Source organism: Pseudomonas sp. D8002 (assembly GCF_013385695.1).
Lineage (GTDB): Bacteria > Pseudomonadota > Gammaproteobacteria > Pseudomonadales > Pseudomonadaceae > Aquipseudomonas.
Map to the genome: position 1 here is coordinate 71,451 of NZ_JACAPM010000004.1, position 19,874 is coordinate 91,324.

The 19,874-nt window shown below is 62.6% G+C and carries 23 protein-coding genes and 1 pseudogene; 3 read left to right on the plus strand and 21 right to left on the minus strand.

The window, feature by feature from the left end; translation table 11 throughout:
• Nucleotides 1-15 precede the first annotated feature (15 nt).
• The 18 genes from HX807_RS01690 to HX807_RS01775 all read right to left on the minus strand — a co-directional run bounded on the left by HX807_RS01690 (nucleotide 16) and on the right by HX807_RS01775 (nucleotide 15,835).
• The gene (locus tag HX807_RS01690; protein WP_008439241.1) at nucleotides 16-1,242 is read right to left on the minus strand and encodes a beta-ketoacyl-ACP synthase; all 1,227 of its coding nucleotides are present in this window, start codon (nucleotides 1,240-1,242) and stop codon (nucleotides 16-18) included.
• Nucleotides 1,242-1,970 carry a 3-oxoacyl-ACP reductase FabG gene (gene fabG, locus HX807_RS01695; protein WP_087692521.1) on the minus strand — a complete coding sequence of 243 codons (729 nt, stop codon included), beginning with the start codon at nucleotides 1,968-1,970 and terminating at the stop codon, nucleotides 1,242-1,244. Before fabG ends, HX807_RS01690 begins: the two co-directional genes overlap by 1 nt.
• A complete protein-coding gene (locus HX807_RS01700; protein ID WP_102604305.1) occupies nucleotides 1,967-2,428 on the minus strand; it encodes a hotdog family protein in 462 nt (153 codons plus the stop codon). Before HX807_RS01700 ends, fabG begins: the two co-directional genes overlap by 4 nt.
• Complete coding sequence (locus tag HX807_RS01705) at nucleotides 2,425-3,591, minus strand: beta-ketoacyl-[acyl-carrier-protein] synthase family protein (protein WP_134325613.1); 1,167 nt, start codon at nucleotides 3,589-3,591, stop codon at nucleotides 2,425-2,427. Before HX807_RS01705 ends, HX807_RS01700 begins: the two co-directional genes overlap by 4 nt.
• On the minus strand, nucleotides 3,588-4,070 hold the full coding sequence (locus HX807_RS01710) for a hypothetical protein (RefSeq protein ID WP_166742139.1): 483 nt from the start codon (nucleotides 4,068-4,070) through the stop codon (nucleotides 3,588-3,590). The genes HX807_RS01705 and HX807_RS01710 overlap by 4 nt, the downstream gene beginning before the upstream one ends.
• Complete coding sequence (locus HX807_RS01715) at nucleotides 4,067-4,801, minus strand: class I SAM-dependent methyltransferase (protein ID WP_003209370.1); 735 nt, start codon at nucleotides 4,799-4,801, stop codon at nucleotides 4,067-4,069. The genes HX807_RS01710 and HX807_RS01715 overlap by 4 nt, the downstream gene beginning before the upstream one ends.
• Nucleotides 4,798-7,116, minus strand: a complete 2,319-nt coding sequence (locus tag HX807_RS01720; protein ID WP_177049095.1) for an MMPL family transporter — start codon at nucleotides 7,114-7,116, stop codon at nucleotides 4,798-4,800. Before HX807_RS01720 ends, HX807_RS01715 begins: the two co-directional genes overlap by 4 nt.
• Nucleotides 7,106-7,831 (minus strand): outer membrane lipoprotein carrier protein LolA, encoded by a 726-nt coding sequence (locus tag HX807_RS01725; RefSeq protein WP_177008293.1) that lies wholly within the window; start codon nucleotides 7,829-7,831, stop codon nucleotides 7,106-7,108. The genes HX807_RS01720 and HX807_RS01725 overlap by 11 nt, the downstream gene beginning before the upstream one ends.
• The gene (locus HX807_RS01730) at nucleotides 7,828-8,253 is read right to left on the minus strand and encodes a thioesterase family protein (protein ID WP_177049096.1); all 426 of its coding nucleotides are present in this window, start codon (nucleotides 8,251-8,253) and stop codon (nucleotides 7,828-7,830) included. Before HX807_RS01730 ends, HX807_RS01725 begins: the two co-directional genes overlap by 4 nt.
• Nucleotides 8,246-9,787 (minus strand): histidine ammonia-lyase, encoded by a 1,542-nt coding sequence (gene hutH, locus HX807_RS01735; RefSeq protein ID WP_177008294.1) that lies wholly within the window; start codon nucleotides 9,785-9,787, stop codon nucleotides 8,246-8,248. The genes HX807_RS01730 and hutH overlap by 8 nt, the downstream gene beginning before the upstream one ends.
• Nucleotides 9,771-10,706 carry a glycosyl transferase gene (locus tag HX807_RS01740; protein WP_008439230.1) on the minus strand — a complete coding sequence of 312 codons (936 nt, stop codon included), beginning with the start codon at nucleotides 10,704-10,706 and terminating at the stop codon, nucleotides 9,771-9,773. Before HX807_RS01740 ends, hutH begins: the two co-directional genes overlap by 17 nt.
• Entirely contained in the window at nucleotides 10,703-11,437 is a 735-nt protein-coding gene (locus HX807_RS01745; RefSeq protein WP_102604298.1) for a glycosyltransferase family 2 protein, read from the minus strand. Before HX807_RS01745 ends, HX807_RS01740 begins: the two co-directional genes overlap by 4 nt.
• A 167-nt stretch (nucleotides 11,438-11,604) precedes the next feature.
• A complete protein-coding gene (locus tag HX807_RS01750; protein WP_177049097.1) occupies nucleotides 11,605-13,275 on the minus strand; it encodes an acyl-CoA synthetase family protein in 1,671 nt (556 codons plus the stop codon).
• On the minus strand, nucleotides 13,272-13,817 hold the full coding sequence (locus HX807_RS01755) for a membrane protein (RefSeq protein ID WP_008439202.1): 546 nt from the start codon (nucleotides 13,815-13,817) through the stop codon (nucleotides 13,272-13,274). The genes HX807_RS01750 and HX807_RS01755 overlap by 4 nt, the downstream gene beginning before the upstream one ends.
• A complete protein-coding gene (locus tag HX807_RS01760; protein WP_003209389.1) occupies nucleotides 13,814-14,068 on the minus strand; it encodes an acyl carrier protein in 255 nt (84 codons plus the stop codon). The genes HX807_RS01755 and HX807_RS01760 overlap by 4 nt, the downstream gene beginning before the upstream one ends.
• Before the next feature lie 9 nt (nucleotides 14,069-14,077).
• Nucleotides 14,078-14,347: a phosphopantetheine-binding protein gene (locus tag HX807_RS01765; RefSeq protein WP_003209392.1), complete on the minus strand. Its 270-nt coding sequence runs from the start codon at nucleotides 14,345-14,347 to the stop codon at nucleotides 14,078-14,080.
• Complete coding sequence (locus HX807_RS01770) at nucleotides 14,331-15,137, minus strand: 1-acyl-sn-glycerol-3-phosphate acyltransferase (protein WP_177049098.1); 807 nt, start codon at nucleotides 15,135-15,137, stop codon at nucleotides 14,331-14,333. Before HX807_RS01770 ends, HX807_RS01765 begins: the two co-directional genes overlap by 17 nt.
• Entirely contained in the window at nucleotides 15,113-15,835 is a 723-nt protein-coding gene (locus HX807_RS01775) for a beta-ketoacyl synthase chain length factor (protein ID WP_177049099.1), read from the minus strand. Before HX807_RS01775 ends, HX807_RS01770 begins: the two co-directional genes overlap by 25 nt.
• 348 nt (nucleotides 15,836-16,183) lie before the next feature.
• Between HX807_RS01775 and HX807_RS01780 the strand changes: the two genes are divergently transcribed.
• Together HX807_RS01780 and HX807_RS01785 are read left to right on the plus strand one after the other, a co-directional pair.
• Nucleotides 16,184-16,954 carry a ParA family protein gene (locus tag HX807_RS01780; RefSeq protein ID WP_177049100.1) on the plus strand — a complete coding sequence of 257 codons (771 nt, stop codon included), beginning with the start codon at nucleotides 16,184-16,186 and terminating at the stop codon, nucleotides 16,952-16,954.
• Between the two features lie 441 nt (nucleotides 16,955-17,395).
• Nucleotides 17,396-17,644, plus strand: a complete 249-nt coding sequence (locus tag HX807_RS01785; protein ID WP_003209399.1) for a DUF6124 family protein — start codon at nucleotides 17,396-17,398, stop codon at nucleotides 17,642-17,644.
• On the opposite strand, the gene trxC is transcribed toward HX807_RS01785, so the two are convergent.
• Nucleotides 17,632-18,066, minus strand: a complete 435-nt coding sequence (gene trxC, locus HX807_RS01790; protein WP_003209402.1) for a thioredoxin TrxC — start codon at nucleotides 18,064-18,066, stop codon at nucleotides 17,632-17,634. The two genes, HX807_RS01785 and trxC, sit on opposite strands and share 13 nt — an antisense overlap.
• An 84-nt stretch (nucleotides 18,067-18,150) precedes the next feature.
• Here trxC and HX807_RS01795 point away from each other — a divergent pair.
• A pseudogene (locus HX807_RS01795) lies at nucleotides 18,151-18,369 on the plus strand (hypothetical protein); the annotation flags it as partial.
• Nucleotides 18,370-18,397: 28 nt separating this feature from the next.
• On the opposite strand, the gene HX807_RS01800 reads toward HX807_RS01795, so the two are convergent.
• Together HX807_RS01800 and HX807_RS01805 are read right to left on the minus strand one after the other, a co-directional pair.
• Nucleotides 18,398-19,549 carry an MFS transporter gene (locus tag HX807_RS01800; protein WP_177049101.1) on the minus strand — a complete coding sequence of 384 codons (1,152 nt, stop codon included), beginning with the start codon at nucleotides 19,547-19,549 and terminating at the stop codon, nucleotides 18,398-18,400.
• Nucleotides 19,550-19,581: 32 nt separating this feature from the next.
• Nucleotides 19,582-19,857 carry a hypothetical protein gene (locus HX807_RS01805; RefSeq protein ID WP_177049102.1) on the minus strand — a complete coding sequence of 92 codons (276 nt, stop codon included), beginning with the start codon at nucleotides 19,855-19,857 and terminating at the stop codon, nucleotides 19,582-19,584.
• Between the last annotated feature and the right edge of the window lie 17 nt (nucleotides 19,858-19,874).

A 19,874-nucleotide genomic window follows, 5' to 3' on the forward strand; every position in this document is an offset into this window, starting at 1 on the left:
AGTCAGTAAAAAAACTTACACCCAGCGGCGGAAAATCAGCGAAGTGTTGACGCCGCCAAAGGCAAAATTGTTGTTCATCACGTAGTCGCTGTGCAGCTCGCGGAACTCACCTTGCAGGTAGTCCAGCTCGCCGCAGCGCGGGTCGACTTCGTCGAGGTTGAAGGTGTGCACGTATTGGTTGCGGTTCATCATCTCGATGCTGAACCACGACTCCAGCGCGCCGCATGCGCCCAGGGTGTGGCCGAGGAAACTCTTCTGCGAGCTGATGGGCATGCGGCTACCGAACAGGCTGCTGGTGGCCAGGGTTTCGGCGATGTCGCCCTGGTCGGTGGCGGTGCCATGGCCGTTCACATAGCCGATCGCGTCGGGCGCAAGCCCCGCATCTTCCAATGCCAGTTCCATGGCGCGGCGCATGGTGGCCTGTTCCGGGCGGGTGGTGTGCTGGCCGTCGGCGTTGCTGCCGAAGCCGACGATTTCGGCGTGGATATGCGCGCCACGGGCCAGTGCATGTTCCAGTTCTTCGAGTACCAGGATGCCGCCGCCTTCGCCGATCACCAGGCCGTCGCGGCCACTGTCGTAGGGACGCGGGCTGGTTTGTGGTGCATCGTTTTTCAGGCTGGTGGCGTACAGCGCATCGAACACCATGGCTTCGGTAGGGCACAGCTCTTCGGCGCCACCTGCCAACATCAGCGGCAGGCGGCCGAACTTGATGGCTTCATAGGCGTAGCCGATGCCCTGGCTGCCGCTGGTGCACGCGCTGGACGTGGGGATCAGCCGGCCGGTGAGGCCGAAGAAGATGCTGATATTCGCCGCCGTGGTGTGGGGCATCATCCGCACGTAGGAGTTGGCGTTCAGCCCCTCGGCCACCGAGTTCAGCAGCATATTGCCGAAGGCCTTGATCTCGTCGGTGCTGCCGGTGGACGAGCCACAGGCCACGCCCATGCGCCCGTCCTTGATCGACTCGTCGCCCAGCAAGCCGGCATCTTTCAGCGCCTGCTCCGCTGCCCATACCGCTAGCCGGGAAACCCGGCCCATGCTGCGCAGTTGCTTGCGGGTCCAGTGGGCGGGCACCACGAAATCATCGATCGGCCCGGCCAGCCGTGTGTTCAGTTCGGTGAAACGGTCCCACTCATCCATGCGCCGGATGCCGCTGCGGTTGGCGCGGAAGTTGGCGGCGATGGTTGCCCAATCGCTGCCCAGGGACGTAACGCCGGCCATACCGGTGACCACCACGCGTTTCATCAGCACAGGCCTCCATTCACGGCCAGTACTTGGCGGGTGATGTAGCCGGCTTCTGCCGACATCAGGAAGTTCACCGCCCCGGCGACTTCTTCCGGCGTGCCCATGCGCTGGGCCGGGATCATTTTCATCAGCTCTTCCACCGGTACGTTTTCATCGAGCATCGCGGTGTCGATCAGCCCGGGGGCCACGCAGTTGACGGTGATCTTGCGCTTGCCCAGCTCGATGGCCAGGGCCTTGGCGGCGCCGATCAGGCCGGCCTTGGACGCGCTGTAGTTGACCTGGCCGCGGTTGCCGATCAGCCCGGATACCGAGGTGATGCACACGATCCGCCCGGCGGCGCGACGACGAATCATCGGCATCATCACCGGGTGCAGCACGTTGTAGAAACCGTCGAGGTTGGTGCGCATCACCACGTCCCAATCGTCTTCCGACAGCGCTGGAAACGCGCCGTCGCGCGTCAGGCCCGCATTGAGCACCACGCCGTAATACGCGCCATGGGCTTCCACGTCGGCTTCAAGGATCTCCTTGCAGCTGGCGCGGTCCGCCACATCGAATTGCAACACCCGGGCCTTGCGCCCCAGCGCTTCGATTTCGACCTGCACCGCATCCGCCTCGGCACGCCCGCTGCGGCAGTGCAGCACGATGTCGTGCCCGGCCTGGGCCAGGCGCACAGCGATAGCGCGGCCGATGCCACGGCTGGAGCCGGTCACCAATACGGATTCAGTCATGGCGTGGTGTCCTTCGATTCATCTAAATAGTTGGCCGCCTGGGGCGGTCGAAATACGTTCAAGCGCGCGCTGGCCTGGATGCCGTGACCGGTGAGGTGGCATTCGAACACACCCATGCCGTTGTCGTCTTCCAGGGAGCGCAGGCCGTGGATGGTCAGCTCGGTGCCTGCGGGAAAGTGCTCGACGTTGCACTCGAACTTGCGCGTGCCCAGCAGGAAGCCCAACTCCACGGCTTCACCTTTCTGGCGCGCGCGGCAACCGGCGTAGGCCGCGACGCTTTGCGCCATCAACTCAATGCCGACCCACGCGGGCAGGCTGCCATCGGCGCGGTTGAAAAGACCGCCGGGCTTGACCGTCAGGCGGGTCTGGATCTGTTCTTCATCAAAGCTCAAGACCTGATCGATCAGGATCATGTCACCGGCGTGGGGCAGCAGTTCGGCGAGCGGCCAATCAGTCATGGGGCGTCTCCGATAATCAGGCTGACGTTGTTGCCGCCGAAGGCAAACGAGTTGCTCATCAGGCAGCGTTTTTCCAGGGCGTCGCCGGGCGACGCCCACTTCAGTACGGGCAGGTCGGGGTCCGCCTGGCCATCCCAGACATGCGGCGGCACTACGCCTTCTGCCAGGCTCAGCCAGCAGAACGCCGCTTCCAGCGCGCCGGCGGCGCCCAGGGTGTGGCCGGTCATGGGTTTGGTCGAGGAGCAGGCTACGCCGTCCGGGAACAGGGCCGCGACCGCCAGGCTTTCCATGGCATCGTTATGTTGGGTAGCGGTGCCGTGCAGGTTCAGGTAACCGATTTGTCCGGGCGCCAGTTGTGCGCTGGCCAGGGCCTTGCGCATCGCTTGCAACGCACCCTTGCCGGTAGGCTCGGGGGCGGAAATATGGTGGGCGTCGCAACTGGCACCACTGCCCAGCAGTGCGACCGGCGCCGGGGTTTTGCTCATCAGGAACAACACGGCGGCTTCGCCGATATTGATGCCGTTGCGGTTCAGCGAAAACGGATTGCAGCGCTCTGCCGAAACCGCCTCCAGCGACGAAAAACCATTGAGGGTCAGCTTGCACAGCGTGTCGACGCCACCGCAGATCACCGCATCGCACACACCCAGGTCCAACAGGCGTTGGGCACTCATCAGCGCCCGTGCGCTGGAGGTGCAGGCGGTGGAAATCACGTAGGCCGGGCCGCTCAGTTGCAGCCAGTCGGCGAGGAAATCGGCCGGGGCGCCAAGCGCCTGTTGCTGATAGTCGTAGTCGGCGGGGAACTGGTTTTCCCGCAGATAGTGGGCGATGCCACGGCTGGCTTCATCGATGCCCGAGGTGCTGGTGCCGAGCACGATGCCAATGCGCGACGCGCCGAACGTCTGGATCGCTTGCCGGATCTCGTCGTCAATCTGCAACGCGGCTTCCAGCAGCAACTGGTTATTGCGGCTGCGATGGGATTCCAGCCCGGGCGGTATCGCCGCCAGTTCACCGTGCACAGCGGCCACCGGCAACACACGCTCCGGCACCCAGCCGCTTTCGGCGCGCATGCCGGAGCAGTCGCCGGCAAACAGGCTGCGGCTGACTTCGCGCTTGTCGCGGCCCAGGGCGCAGATCACGCCGAGGGCATTGAGGTAGGCGCTCATCGGGCAGCCCCTAGCGGCGAGATGTGGTAGGTCAGGTGTTGCCCGATCACGTCCACGCGAAACACCAGGGAGGAGTGATAGGTGATCTTCCAGTGGGACGGCAGGGTGCGGATCAGGTCCATTTCCTGGGTGCCGGGGTACAGCCTGGAAACTTCATCCGCCGAGGTCAGGGCGAACAACAGCGCGGCAAACAGTTCACGCGCCTGGGGATTGGGCGGCAGCAGACCGTCGGCCCGCCAGGCGCCATTGATCAGCATCTGCCGAGCCTGGGGAATGCCCAGCGGGTCCATCATCGACCAGCGGATCCCGCCGCCTTCGCGCTGCATCACCAGCAACCAGTCCTGGCGCTGGCCGCCCTGTTCGCGCTGTATGTGCAGTTGCAGTGGCAGGCTCAGTACCGGGTTTTTCGTCGGCAACGGCGGCTGGCTGGCGCACGCGCCCAGCAGCAACAGGCAGCCGATCAACAGCATTCGGATCATGTTTCAGCGCTCGCCAGAGGTTTGCGGGCGACCACGTTGACCAGGGTTTCTTCGCGCTGGCCGGCCGGTTTTGGCTGGCGCAGGCCCCAGCGCTCAAGCAGGCCGAAGTCGGTGGCGCGGCTCCACCACAGGTACGGGTACGAGACGTTCTGCGGGCCGAACTCAAAGCCCTGCTCGCGAATCATCTCAAGGTACTCCTCGGCGCTTTTCTGCACATGCATCGGGTGACGAAACAGCCAGCGGATTACCCAGGTGTCGATATAGGCCTCGGTGGATTCGGCAAACAGCAGGTAGCCGCCCGGCTTGAGCACCCGATAGAACTCTTTCAGGGCGCGATGCTGTTCCACCAGATGATGGAAGGTCTGGTGACAGAACAGCACGTCGACACTGGCGTCGGCCACGTCGAGGGTCGCGCAGTCGCTGCCGATCAACTCGATGGCGATGCCCTGGCGCGCGGCTTCGGCGCGGCTCAGGTCGAGGCTGTGTGGGTCGGCGTCGAGGCCGATCAGGCGTTCGGGGGCGAACACCTGCTGCAGGTACTGGAACGACTTGCCCTGGCCGCAGCCGGCGTCCAGCAGCACCGGGGCAACCGGCAGCGGGTCGCTGAACAGGCTGCGCAGGTCGTTGATGGCCACGCGCAGCACATGGTGCTGCCAGGTGTGGCTGCGCAGGAACCAGAAGCCGAATTTGGTTTCTTCGACGTAGTTTTTACTCAGGTATTGGCTGCTCATCTTATCTTCCTTGTCCCGGACGGGCTGGCCCACGGCGCCAGCATGAAGCTGAACGCCAGCCCCAGGCTCACCGACAGCCCAAAATTACTCACCGCCGGTGTGCTGGAAATAGCCAGCAGGCCGAACGATAGCCAAGTAGTCACGGCCGCCAACAGTGTGCCCAACAGGCTCACGGCGGCGCCGCCAATTTGTTCACGCATCAGGATCGCGTAGTCGACGCTGATGGCGGTCACCAGCAGCAGGCCGAACAGGCTGAACAACGTCAACGGCTGCCCCAGCCAACCCAGGCTGGCCAGGCTGCACATCGCCGCCAGCAACGGCAGGGCGACGATGCGCAAGGCACCGCCGAAGCCGAACGGCAGGATCAGCAGCAGTACGATCAACACGCAGGACATCAATTTCAATTCCGCCGCGCTGATCTGTGTGGCAGCGAATACCTGGTTCAAGTCGCCGAGGCGATCCACCAACTGCACGCCGGGCAGATCCAGGGCCTGCACCCGCAGCAAGGCCGGGTTGTTCAACCCTTGCAGGCTCACCATCGCCGCCACGCCACCGTCGACATTCCCCAGCCACAGCGTGCGCCATGGCTCGGCCAGCGGGCCGACCAGTGCTGCGTCGATGTCTTCGGTGGGCAAGGCCTGCAACTGGGCCAGCTCGGCTTGCAGCGCGCTGGCGGGCACACCGAGGTCCAGCAATGGCTGCCAGTAGTGCGGCAGCTTTTTCAGGGCCTCGCGCAGTTGCTGTTGCTCTGCCGGCGCGCTGACCAACTGGTTGAGCGCCAGGTAACCCTGGAGCTTGTCCATGTTCACCAGCTGATCCAGGCGCTGGCTCAGCGCGGCCTGGCGCTCCAGCAATTGCGGTTGATTGTCCGCCCGTACCAGAAAGAACTGGCTGGTGGGCTGGAACCCGGTAATCCGCGCAACGGCCTGGGCTTCCTGCAGCAACTGCGGCGGCGCACCGATCCACTGGCGGATATCGTTTTTGCTGTTCAGGTGCCACAGCCCACCGGCGCAAAACACCAACACCAGTACCAGCAACACCGGGCTTGGCAGGCGCTTGAGCAGCGACTCGCGCACGCTCAGCAGGAACTCGGCAATGCGCAGGGGCCATTGCGCCGGGCGCAGCTCGACGCCTTTGAGCAAGGCCGGCAACAGGCACACGGCCGACAGGTAAGCGCCCACCAGACCGGCAGCGGAGAACACCGCGATTTGCGTCAGCGCCGGGAACGGCGTCCACGCCAGGGCCAGGTAACCGATGCAACTGGTGGCCAGGCTCAGGCTCAGGCCCGGCAAGGTCAGGCGCAAGGCCGGCCAACTGCGCCAAGGGCTCATGCTCCAGCTCTTGGACAGGTAATGCAGCGGGTAATCCACCGCCACGCCGATCAGGCTCGAGCCCAGCACCAGCGTGATCACATGCATATGCCCGAACAGCGCCACACAGGCCACCGCACCAAACAGCATGCCCACCAGCACCGGCACGAACGCCAGCAACACCCGCCAGCGGCGGAACGCAAGCAGCAGCAATAACAGGATGCCTACCGTCGCGCCGCCGCCGACCCAAGTGATTTCCCGGGTGGCCTGCTGCTGACCATTGGCTGCATACAGCAGGCCGCTTGCGGCGAGCAATTGCGCGCCTTGCTGGTCGGCCTGCTCGCGGCTGGCCTTGAGCAGGTCAGCCACTTGCAGCGGCAGTTTCATGTCGAAGGCATTGCCGGTGGTGCGGGCCCGCAGCAGTACCCAGCTTTTGCCGTCGGCATCGGCGATCAGCGCGCCGCTGCCGATATCCAGCTGCACCGAACCGTGTTGCGGCTGGCTGTTCTGGATGCGCCCGGTGAGGCCCAGCCAATCGTCCTGGCTCGGCACCAGGCTGAAGCCGGTGAACGGGTCGAACAGCGCCTGAACCCGCTGCTGAATAAACGCCTGGGGCTCGTCGATCAGTTGCTCGCGATCCTTGGCCGAGAGCATCGCCAGCCGGCCTTGCAGCAACTGCTGACGCAGGGCTGGCAGGTCGGCTTGGAGGTTCCACTGGACCTTTTCAAACAGGCCGCTGGCTTGCCAGGCTTCGCCCAATTGCGTCGCCATGGCCACGGCTTTTTGCCGGTCGGCATGCCCCACCAGCACCAGCATTTCGCGGTTCAGTGGTTCCTGCATGCGCTGTTCGGCGCGCAGCTCCAGCGCATCCGGCGCGGTGCCGGGCACCAGTTCCATCAGGTTCGCCGACAGCGGTGCGCCATGGCGCCATTGCCAGCCCGCCAGGGCCAACACGGCCACCAGCAGGATCAGGAACAGGCGCGGCAACCAGCGTTCACTCGGCAAAGTCGTGTTGCTCCGCGTCGCTCAAGGGCTGGCTGCTGGTGCTGTCCTGCATGCGCAGTACGGTGCTGTCGCCCTGGGTTTCCAGCAGCTCGATCTTCTGCACCAGTTCGCCGCCGTCGATATTGATTTGGGTGAACACCTGCTTGAGCAGCAGCGAGCGCGGGATCAGCGTGAGTTTCCACTGCTGGGCTTCGCCTTGCAGTTGCAGCTCGAAGTCACGCTGCAAGCCGCTGCTGTCGCCCTGCAACACCGCGAGGAACAAACGATTCTGCTCGGCGCCGGCGCTCTTGTTCGGCAGCAATTGCCAGCCGTTGGCGTCACGCCGGGCGATGCCGTTGGCGCTGATGCGGTAGTCCTGTTGCAGCGGGGTTTTCAGCAGCCACAGCAGGCCGTGATCCTTGGCCAGGACAAACGTGCCCTTGCTGGTCAGCGGCTGCGGCAGCGCGCGCAGGTGTTTTTCCTGGATGAAGTTGCCGTGGATCACCGTTGGCTTTGCAAGCTGATCACTGAGTTGTTGCAGGTCGAAAGCATGGGCCAGGCCTGGAATGCTTAACAACAGAATGAAGGCGATTCCTGTGGGAGCGGCGGTGCGACGATTCGACTTGCTCGCGAAGAACCTGAGGGCGCCACGGGGTGTCAGGCGGCCTGCGTTATCGTTGACGATTTTCGCGAGCAAGTCGAATCGTCGCACCGCCGCTCCCACAGGGAATCTCATTTCAAGGCTCTCTCTATGGCGTCAGTGAATATTTTTGGCGACGCCAACTGCATTTCGCGGCTGGCAATTTCCACCGCCACTTGCACGGTGCTGGCGCGGGTCAGGCGTTCACCGGTGGCCTTGTCGCTGATCAGGTAATTGACCTTCAAGCGGTTCTCCCACTCCACCAGGCTGGCGCGCACGTTGATGGTCTGGCCGAAGGTTGCACCGCGCACATAGCGCAGTTGCATGTCGATCACCGGCCAGGCGTAGCCCGCTTGCAGCATCGCCGTGTAGTTGTGGTCGATCTTGTCCAGCAAGGCGCAGCGGGCGACTTCCAGGTACTTTACGTAGTGCCCGTGCCACACCACGTTCATGGTGTCGATGTCGAAAAACGGCACGAGGATTTCAGTGTCGCAGTGCAACACGCCGGGGCTACGCATGCAGCCTCCAGTGTTGCTCGGCGATGCGTTTCAGGCACAGGCGCAGTTCGCCTTCCAGGGCGCGGTCTTCGATGACCGGCGGGAAGTCTTTGGCCAGTTCGATGTGCATGGCAGCCAGCGCCGGGGGCAGCGGGCGCGCGTCTTCTGCCTGAGCCCGCAGCCATACGCCCTGGTTGGCGGCGAGCAAGGTGGCGGCGGCGACTTGTTCGGTCAGTTCCAGCACACGAATCGCATCGCGGGCGGCGATGGTGCCCATGCTCACCTTGTCCTGGTTGTGGCACTCGGTGGAGCGCGAGAACACGCTGGCCGGCATGGTGTTTTTCAGCGCTTCGGCGGTCCAGGCGCTGGTGCCGATCTGCACAGCCTTGAAGCCGTGGTTGATCATCGCCCGCTCGGCTGGCGCACCGGACAAATTGCTCGGCAAGCCGTGGTTGTAACGCACGTCCACCAGCAGCGCGAGCTGGCGGTCCAGCAGATCGGCGACGTTGGCCACCAGGGTCTTGAGGCTGTCCATGGCGAACGCGATGTGGCCGCCGTAGAAGTGGCCGCCGTGCAGCACGCGTTCTTCTTCGGCGTCGATGATCGGGTTGTCGTTGGCGCTGTTGAGTTCGATCTCGATGAACGAGCGCAACCAGTTCAGGCTGTCGGCCAGCACGCCCAGGACGTGGGGCGCGCAGCGCAGGGAGTAACGGTCTTGCAGGCGATGCAGCGGCGCGGTCGGCGCGTCAATCGCCAGATCCTTGCGCAGCCAGGCGGCGACTTGCATCTGCCCCGGGTGTGGCTTGGCGGCGAACAGGCGCTCGTCGAAATGCTCCGGGTTGCCTTGCAGCGCCACCACGTTCAGCGCGGTGATGCGCGTGGCCAGTTGCAGCAGGTAGTCGGCGCGGGCGAAGGCCAGGCAGGCGAGGCCGGTCATCACGGCGGTGCCGTTCATCAGTGCCAGGGCCTCTTTCGGGCGCAGTACCAGCGGGTCCCAGCCCAGCTCGCGGTGCACCTCCGCCGCCTGGCGGCGTTCGCCACGGAACAGCACTTCGCGCTCGCCTGACAAGGTTGCGGCCACGTAGGACAGCGGCGTCAAGTCACCGCTGGCGCCTACCGAGCCTTCTTCCGGAATCAGCGGCAGCACGTCAAATTCCAGGAACGCGTGCAGGCGCTCCAGCAACTCCACGCGCACGCCCGACACGCCATGGCACAGCGACTGCAACCGCGCCGCCAGCACCGCGCGGGTGGCTTGCGCATCCAGCAACTTGCCCAGGCCGCAGCCGTGGAACGTGTAGAGGTGGCGGGGCAGCGCTTCGACGTGCTCCAGCGGCACCGCCACCACGCACGAGTCGCCGTAGCCGGTGGTCACGCCGTAGATCACGCCTTCCTTGTCCAGCAACGAATCCAGGAACTGCGCGCCCTTGGCGATGCGCTGGCGGTACTTGGCATCGGCTTGCAGTTGAGTCGGCGCCTGACGGTTGGCCAGGGCCAGCACGTCTTCGATGCGCAGGGGAATTTCGCCGAAGGTTACCGGCTCAAGATGCGTCGTCATCGGTCTTCCAGAAAGGGTAAAAGTTGAACCATTGTTGGGGCGCTTCCAGGCAGAACTGGCCCAGGCGCTCGGCGTAGCGGGCGGTCCATTGTGCGATCACCTGCTGGCGGTCGCTGCGTTTCCATTCGATCAACTGGGCAAAAGGCTCGATGATCAGGCGATAACGGCCTTGGTGCTTCAAGCACATCAGCAGGTTGACCGGGCATTTCAGCAAACCGGCCAACAGCCACGGGCCTTGGGGGAAGGCGGCGTCATGGCCGAGGAAATCCACGCGTACCGTGCGCCCGCCATGCAGCGGTACGCGGTCGCCGGCAATCGCCAGCCACTCGCCGTCGTCGAGGCGCTGGCTGAGCAGCATCATCACTGCCGGGTCAAGTTCGCTGACCTGGATCAGGCGCAGATTGGTCGCCCCGGCTTCGCCCAGAATCCGGTTGAAACGTTCAGCGTGCTTGGTGTGCACCAGCACGTTCATGGTGACCTTTTCGCCAAGCTCGGCGAGGGCGCGGCACACCTCAAGATTGCCCAGGTGCGCGCCCACCAGCATCTGCCCGCGTTCGCTACGCAGTTGGCCGCGCAGTTGGGCCGGGTCGATGATTTCGATCTGCTCCAGGCGCAACTTGCCGTTCCATACGTCGAGCTTGTCCAGCAGGGCGTCGGCGAACGCCATGAACTGGCCGAAGACGCTTCTGTGGGTAGGGCGCAGGTCGTCGCGCCGGCTCCAGTCGGCCAGGCGCTGCTGGTATTGCCAGGCGCTTTGGCGGGCCGTGCGGCCGAACAGAAAGAAGTAGAAAACGATGCCGTAGAGCAGCGGGCTCAGCAGCCGGCGCCCGAGGACCTTGGCGGCGAAGGCGGTGAATTTCATCAGCCAGAAGCTGCCGCGCTCCTCGCGGTCGGCCCAGTGCTTGGTGTCCTGGCTCATGCCTGCCACCGGCGCCAGAGGATCATCGGCGCGCGCACCAACATGCCGAAGAACAGCCGGGTGTGCATGGAGGAAATCAGCGCATTGTCATGGAACAGGCGAAAGTGCGACAGGCCGTCGGCGGGGTAGTGCACCTTGGTCGGCAGCCAGCGCATCGGCTGGTTGCGCCAGGCCAGGCGCACCAGGATGTCGGAGTCGAAATCCATGCGTTTGCCGATGCTGGCCGAGTCCATCAAGGCCAGGGTCGGTGGCAGTGGGTACACGCGAAAGCCGCACATGGAGTCGCGGATCTGCAGCGACAAGGTGTTGATCCACACCCAAACGTGGGTCAGGTAGCGCGCGTAAAGGCGGCCCTTGGGCACGCTGTCGTCGTATTCCGGGTAGCCGCAGATCACCGCATTCGGGTGGGCGCGGGAGGCGTCGAGGAAGGTACCGACTTCCCGCAGGTCGTGCTGGCCGTCGGCGTCCACTTGCAGGGCGTGGGTGAAGCCCAGGCGTGCGGCTTCGCGAAAGCCGGCCATGACGGCGGCGCCTTTGCCCTGGTTGGCGGGCAGGGTCAGCAGGGACACGTTGTCGAGGGTTGCCAGTTGCGCCAGCACGGCGGCGCAGGCGGCGCTGCTGCCGTCGTCTACCAGCAGGCATGGCAGGCCGCTGGACAGCACGCTATGAACCACGGCGGGCACGGCGGCCTCGTGGTTGTAGACCGGGATCAAGGCGCAGGGGTTATGCATAACAGGTACCCCATTGGCAGAAGCGCTGTGCGTGGCGAGGGAGCTTGCTCCCGCTGGGCTGCGAAGCGGCCCCAACACAGGCGACACCGATTTGCCTGATAAACCACAGTGCCTGGGTTGGGAGCGCTGCGCACTCCAGCGGGAGCAAGCTCCCTCGCCACAAAAGCTTAATCACTGACCCTCCCCAGCACGATCCGCCCACTGGAGCAGGCGGCCGCCTCATTGCGGTAGGCGAAGTACAACTTGCCGCGCTCCTGGTCGAACCGCAGGTGCAGTTCGATCCGGTCATCCGGGCGTACCAGTTGCTGGAACTTGAGCACTTCCATCCCGGCGAACGGCCCCGGCAGCTTGAGCAGTTGCTGGCCCAGGCTCAGCGCCCAATCCACTTGCACCACGCCCGGTAGCACCGGGGTTTGCGGGAAGTGGCCGCTGAAGTAGGCGAGGTCCGGCGGGATCGCCAGTTGCAGGGTCCATTCACCGTTGGCTTCGACTTGTTCCAGTACTTCCGGGGCTTTCGGGCGCGGTGCCAGCAGCAGGGCTTCGACGTCGGCCTGGGGCAGCTTGCCTTGGGTGTTCAGCGGCAATTGGCGCAACAGGCGCCAGCGGCGGGGCAGCGCCAGGGCTTCGCAGTGTTGGCTCAAGTGCTGGCGCAGGGTTTGGGTGACGGTGCGCCGGCCCTGGTTACGCAGGGCATGCAAGCCGCCTGCGCTGAGCACCACGAGGGCGCCGAGGGAGGCGCGGTTTTCCTGCACCACGCCCAGGCGCGTTTCAGCGACCCAGGCATGGTCCATCAGCGCCTGTTCCAGCATCGGCAGGGAGATGCGTTTTTCTTCCAGCTTGACGATGCGGTCCAGGCGGCCGAGCAATTCGAAGCGGCCGTCGGCGTGGATGGTGGCGGCGTCGGCGGTCTGTTCGACATGGCCGGCGGGCAAGTATGGCGAGGCGATGCGCAAGGCGCCGTCGGCGTCCTGGCTCAGCTGCACGTCGGCAAACGGCTGCCACGGTTGTTCGCCCTGGCGCCAGGCGATGCCGCCGGTTTCCGAGCTGCCGAGGATTTCCGTCGGCCATTGCTGCAAACGCTGATGCAGGCTGCCGGCGGCTTCAAGGGGCAAGGCGCCGCCGGAGGAAAACACCCGTTTGACCGGTGTAAGCGCTGGCCAGTCGAGGTTGTCACCCATGCGCTTGAGGAGCGCCGGGCTGGCGACCCAGGCAAATTGCGCATGCTCGCGGCTGGCGCGCTGCAAGTCCTCGGGAAATGCCAACTGTTGGCGCACAAAGGTGCGCCCGGCACACAACGGCCACAGCACCCGGAACAGCAAGCCATAGATATGCTGGGTGGCGACGCTGCCGATGATGCACGCCTCGCCGAGGTCGGCGCCCCACAAGGTTTCCAGCGCCTGGACTTCATTGGCCATCTGCCGCAGGGTTTTGTCGATGCGCTTAGGCTCGCCGCTGGAGCCGGAGGTGCACAGGCTCAGGCAGCAGGCGTCCAGGTCCAGGGCCGCGGCGCTTAATGGCCCTTGATACAGCGCATCCAGGTCGCCAGCTTTGGTCAGCCAGGCATCGACGACATCATCCCAGCGTTGGCGCGTTTGTGGTTGCAGGTCAGCGGGCAACAACACGCTGACGCCTGCGCGCCACGCACCCAGCAGGGCGATCGCCAGCAAGCCGGCATCTTCCAGGTACACCGCCAGGCGCTGGATGCCCCGGGCTTGCAACCCGGCGGCCAGGCTCAGGGACTTCTCCCACAGGTGTGGGTGATCCAGGGCAGGTTCGGTGGTCACCAAACGCTGCTCCACAGGCTCAAGCAGCAAGTGCTCAAGATTCAACCAATTCATACGCGGCCTCGAACCCTTTGTCGTACCAGCCATTCCACGGCAAACAACAGCCCCATCAGCCCGTAGGCGATCATGCCGTTGTACAACGTCCACCAGCTCAGCGGCGCCCACAGGGTGAGCGCGGCGGCGAGCAGGCCGTTACACAGGAAAAATACACTCCACACCACGGTGACCTGGCGGGTATACACAATCGCTTCTTCGGGCAGTTGCGGCTCGCTCATGCGCGCCAGGCGCTCGACCATCGGCGGCCCGTATTTCAGGCTCAGGCCGAACAGTGCCAGCATGAAGGCGCTGACCAGGCTCGGGTACCAGCGCAGCATCTGCGGGTTGTCGAACCAGGCGAGCAGCAGGCAAAAGACAATGATCGCCGCCGCCATCCAGCGGCTGCCCGGGCGCCTGGCGCCGGTCAGGGCGCGCAACAGCCACAGGCTGCCCAGCAGCAGGCCAAATTGCCACGGGGCAAAATGCTCAGTGCCGTAATACACCGCAAAAGGGTACAGCAGCCCCGCCAGCAACAGGCCAAGGCCGATCAGCCGGCTCATGCGGCCGGTTGAACCAGACGGTAGACCGCCTCGACCACGTCATTCACGGTACGCACGGCCTTGAACTCTTCGGCGGCGATTTTCTTGCCGGTCTGGCGCTTGATGTGGTCGATCAGGTCAACTGCATCAATGCTGTCGATTTCCAGGTCCTGGTACAGGTTGGCGTCGAGCGTGACGCGTTCCGGTTCCAGTTCAAACAGTTCCACCAGGGCGTCGCGCAAGGTGTTGAAAATATCGTCACGAGTTTGCATGGTACGGTCTCAAGCTGCCTGTCGGGCCGTGACGAACGCCGCGAGGCTGGCCACGTTGGTGAAGTGATTGCGGGTGTCCTTGGCGTCGGCATCGATCTTGATGCCGTACTTTTTCTGGATCGCCAGGCCCAATTCCAGGGCGTCGACTGAATCCAGGCCAAGGCCTTCGCCGAACAGGGTTTGCTCGTTGCCGATGTCGCTCTCGCTGATGTCTTCCAGGCCCAGGGCCTCGATGATCAGCGTTTTTATGTCGTGCTCAAGGCTATGTGGGTTGCTCATCTTCGGCGAGCTCCTTAATAAAATACTGGTGCAGGTAATCGTTGAGCTTGCGTGATGCCTGGGGCGCGGGCCCTTGTGCGGCAAACGCCTGTGGTTCTATATCGGCACCCACGCGCAAACTGAAGTGAAAGCGGCGATTCGGGATGCGATACCAGGGTTCGGCCTTGGTCAGTGTGGTGGGGCTGACCTTGATCACTACCGGAGTGATGATGCTCGCACCGCGCAGGGCAATGGCGGCGGCGCCGCGATGAAAGGTCGGTGCCTGGCCCGGTGAGGTGCGGGTGCCTTCCGGGAAAATGATCAGGGTCTGGCCGTCCCGCAGGGCATCGGCGGCGGCGTCGAGCATGTCGGCGCTGCCGTCGTTGCTGATGTAACCGGCGTCGCGCACCGGGCCCCGGGTGAACGGGTTCTGCCACAGGCTCTGCTTGACCACGCAGTTGGTCTGGCGCATCTGGGCGATCAGGAACACCACGTCCACCAGCGATGGGTGGTTGGCAATGATCATCTGGCCCGGGCGGCCGAGCTTTTCCGCGCCTTCGACGCTGTAGGTCAGGATGCCCAGGCGCATCATCATGCGGATAAACAACCAGAACAGGCAGCTGATGGTGTGGCGGGCGCGTCGCTGATGCTGTTTGGCATCACCCGGCAGGCAACTGAGCAGCGGGAACACCAGCACACGCAGGCACAGGCCGCCGAGGCCAAACAGGCCGAAGGCGGTGGCAGTGGCGAACAGGCGCCAGTAGTAGGCCTTCCGGGGCTTTTCGGTCAGGACTTGCGTTGCCAGTTCCATACTCGGTTCTTCCAGGCATGTTGGCAGGCGCCCTCTTCGTTCAGCAGGGTGCGCAGCAGGTTCAGGGCGTGGGGCCACTGGGCTTTGGTGGTGGGTTGGACAGCGGCTGTATTCAGTTCCAGCTGCCACTCGTCGCCCGGTGTCAGCAGCAGGCCGAGGGCGTAGGGGAAGGGCACGTCCTCGATCCAGCGCGCATAGGCTTCGGGGGGCTGTTCCTCGGTAATGATCAGCAATACAGCCGGTGCGCCTTCATTGAGCAGGGCAGCGGCTTCGAGCATGCCGTGCTCCAGGCCATCGCCGGCGGCGGCGAGGGCGGTCATTTCACTGGTTTCATTGCGCAGGATCGACCACAGGCCAATCACCGCGTTATGCACCGACAGGCTGAACTGGGTCGGCGACAGGGGCTCGTCGTTGGCCAGGTCGCTGAGAATATCGAGGGTGCGTGGGGTTTCGCCGTGACGGGAAACAAACACCAATGGCAGCTGTTGCAAGCCTTCGGCCAGGGGCCAGCCCACACTGAAGGCCATGCGCGCCAGGCGGCTCAGGCGCCGGCGCTGCATGGCCGGCAGGAAGGACACGTCGGGTGCCGCGTCGCTGCGGGCGAGCAATGTCGGCTGCCGGCACCAGGTGCGCCAGTCGTCCGCGCTTTCGAGCCCGGGAGCCCAGGCGCGCCATTGGGCGATGTTGAAATTGATCACTGAGAAGTTATCCCGCCCCTGCGGGCTTCCTTGTGCGGCCATTGGCCCCGAATACCGGGACAGGGTGCAATCGCCGAATGGCGCGCATTATCCCGGTGCTGCGGGGTTCTAGCAAACTTTGGTAAAGAATTGTTCACGGATGATTACAAATTCGCTGGAAAGAATTACCGATTGTCCATCATGCAGGTAGGGCAGCAGGTGTCAGGCAATTCCTGCTGTGTCGGACAGACGGGAAATTGTTATGCGAGATAGAGCCTCTGATGCTGTAGTACAGGAACAAACGAGGTAGCTAACGGGCGCTTTTGCCCTCTACACTCGGGTCATTCATTGATACACGGAGGTTTTTCCATGCGGCGCGTGGTGTTCAACCAAAAAGGCGGTGTTGGCAAGTCCAGCATTGCCTGCAACCTGGCGGCGGTCAGCGCCAGCGAAGGCTATCGAACCCTGTTGGTGGACCTCGATGCCCAGGCTAACTCTACCCAGTACCTCACCGGGCTGACCGGAGACGATATCCCCATGGGAATCGCCGACTTCTTCAAGCAAACCCTGTCTTCCGGGCCGTTTTCGAAGAAGAACCAGGTGGATATCTACGAAACCCCGTTCGACAACCTGCACGTCATCACCGCCACCGCGGAACTGGCAGACCTGCAGCCCAAGCTCGAGGCCAAGCACAAGATCAACAAGCTGCGAAAGCTGCTGGATGAATTGAGCGAGGACTACGACCGGATCTACCTGGATACGCCGCCGGCGCTGAACTTTTATGCCGTTTCAGCGCTGATTGCCGCTGATCGCGTGTTGATCCCCTTCGATTGCGACAGCTTCTCCCGCCAGGCGCTGTATGGCCTGTTGGCCGAGATCGAAGAATTGAAGGAAGACCACAACGAAGGGCTGGAAGTGGAAGGCATCGTGGTCAACCAGTTCCAGGCCCGGGCGAGCCTGCCGCAGCAGATGCTGGATGAATTGATTGCCGAAGGTTTGCCGGTACTGCCGGTGTACCTCACCAGTTCGGTGCGCATGCGTGAATCGCACCAGGCGAACATGCCGCTGATCCACATGGACCCACGGCACAAGCTGACACAGCAGTTTGTGGAATTGCATAACTTGCTGGAAAACGCGTGATTTAGCAGGCAACACATCACCCATGTGGGAGCGGGCTTGCTCGCGAATGCGGTGGATCAGTCGAATTCTCTATTGACTGACTCACCGCATTCGCGAGCAAGCCCGCTCCCACATTTGGTCTTTGTTCCTACAGGGAAATCGTCGTCTTGCGCCGTTGCCTACAGTTACGCCAGAATCCGCCGGCTTGTGCGTCTGGATGGGCGTCTCTAAGGTTGCTCGGTCGCTGAATTCTCAGTGATCGGGTTTAGTAGCCCGAGTGTTTGTCGTTAAGTGCATAAGCTTCATCTTTCAGGCGCTGAGTCTGTGCTTGATGGTAGCTGTGCGTAGGGCGTCTTCGGGCGCGCCGGCTTCGACATTTCCCGGTCTACTAACCTGCGTACAGCTGCCACCCTAATTCGTTTAGTAGCGATCAGATGGCGGCTCCAATCAGGAATGTCGACCATGTTTAAAGCTACTCCAAATCCCCCGTCGTACCTTTTTACAGTCAGCCCCGGCCAAGCCACCGAAACCCTGATCCTCAATACCTACGAAACCTTCTCCTCAGTCACCACCCTCTTGCTCGACCTTTCCGACGACCTCACCGGCAAGCAGCGCGATGTCGCGTTGGCCATTCATCAATTGAGCGAATTGGGCGTATTGCTGATGGGGCAAGTGATGGACCGGGGTGTCCCGTTACCTCAAACACCCTGACTGCGCAGCCAGCTCATCAATTGCGGTAACGGAAACGCACCGCTCTGACGCGCCACTTCCCGGCCATTCTTGAACAGGATCAGGCTGGGAATCGAGCGAATCCCCAACTGAGCGGATAACTGCTGATTGGCCTCGCTATCGAGCTTGGCCAATCGGCACTTCCCGGCCAACTGCCCGGCGGCCTGCTCAAACACCGGTGCAAACGACTTGCACGGCCCGCACCATTCGGCCCACACGTCCACCAGCAACGGCAGGTCGCCCTTGATCTGGCTGGCGTAATCGCCCTGTTTCAGCTCAAAGGGTTTGCTCAGCAGCACCGGTTGCTTGCAGCGCCCGCATTTAGGCGCATCGCCCAGGCGTTCATTGGGGATGCGGTTAAGACCGTTGCAGTGGGGGCAGGGAATTACTAGAGAGTCGGACATGCTGGGCTCCGTGAAAGTGGCCAATGGGTTCTATTTGGAGCCGACGACTTGGTTTATCAAGGAACAACTGAAAGAGAGGGCAACATGAGCGAAATCGTCAAGCAGGCTATCGAACATTGGCCTTTTGTTTCTGCTCTCTTGCGTAAGCCCAAGACCGAGAAGGATTACGATATTTTGGTTATGGCGCTCGACGAGTTGCTGGATGAGGTTGGGGAGGACGAAAGCCACGCGCTGATTGGGATGTTAGATATCATCGGTGATTGGATCGAAGGTTATGACCTTGAGCATCGTCCGATGCCTGTAAATGGCTAATAGCGTTAGTCATAAGCCATCAGTGCCCAATCTTCTTTCGTGCCAGTTGGCAGGCAAACACGTTGCCCACAGCACAACCCCCAATCACCAGCATCAGAGTGAAAAGCAGTGGTGCATTCCATTGAGACCCTAGCCAGGTTAATAATCCTGCCCCGGCCACAGTGATGCATCCGAAAACCGCAGAAGCTTTGGCTTGGTGAGACGCGTCGATATCCAGTGCCCAGCCGGTCGCAAGGGGCAACAAAATGCAGAAGGCAATACTGGTTGCTGCTGCAGCTGCCAGGTAAAGGTAGATATTGACATGTAGCCATGCCGCTACCATCAACAGTGCGGCGAGGCACTGAGAGGCGGATCCTGCATTTAGGCGTTGGGCGTCACTGAATCGTGTGACGGCTTTCCCTGAAAAGAAAAAACCTGCCGCTACCAGCGCCGCCCAACCTGAAAGGATCATGCCTGTTGCTTGTGGTGAGAGATGAAAAACTCCCTGCAGGGCAAACGCCTTGCTGAGGTTCAGCTGTGTGAAGGCGCTCTGTATCAGGAGTGCAAGCAGTAAACCGCAGATGAATTTCGGGTGTTTCCCTAGTAAAGATTGGGTTTCAGTTGCAGCCTGTTGGCCTTGGTCGGTTGCCTTGCCGTGATGAGTGGCCAGAAGTCCCAGGCCGATTATAAAAAGCAGGCAACCGAGTACGCCAAAAACCCATCTCCACCCCCAAAACGAGGCTGCCGCCAGCAGAGTCGGCGGGCTTAGTACCGTAAGGACGCTAATAGCACTCAAGAGATAAGCTGTTGCGCTTTGGAAGGTTGCTTGCCTGAGTCGTTGACGTAGCCAAAGGCGTGAAGAGGTTGCTGCCACCGCGTTGGCGATGAACATGAAAGTAAAGATGATCGATAGCATGAGGGCGCTTGTTGATAACGCCACTGCGACACATAGCAGCGCGATCAGCACCGATGCACCGGCCAGGCTGACGCTGGTTCCCAGTCGGTTGACCAGCGGCGTTGAAAACAACTGGCTGAATGCGAAAGCCATCAGGCACAAGCCGAGCATGCCTTGAAAGAATGCCGGAGAAACACTCAAGTCCTGAGCGATTAACGGAGAAAGAGGAACAAGAGCGTCGAAAACAACCGCACTGACCAGCGTCCTGGCCACCACGACCCTAAGGCCTGGGGTCACGGCCTGATGCTCCAGCTCCTCTGTACCACTGCTTACGTATTCACTGCGCGCAGAGTGGCGACAGGCTCATTCGCCTCGGCCCTGGCTTGGCTCCCTTGGAGCCACAGCGCTATTACTTCCTTGTGCTGTGGATATCGCTCAACCAAAAACAGCTCAAGTGGCTTCCATGCCCGCTTTTCCAGCCAGGCATTGACCTGGGAAAGGTCGTGGTGAGGGAAGGACAAGTCCATGTGTAGACGGACAGCGGAATATTTCTCGGGTGTAGCGTGATCGCACACCGATTCCAGGTTTGGAACATCGACGCCCATGACGCACCTCCATTTCA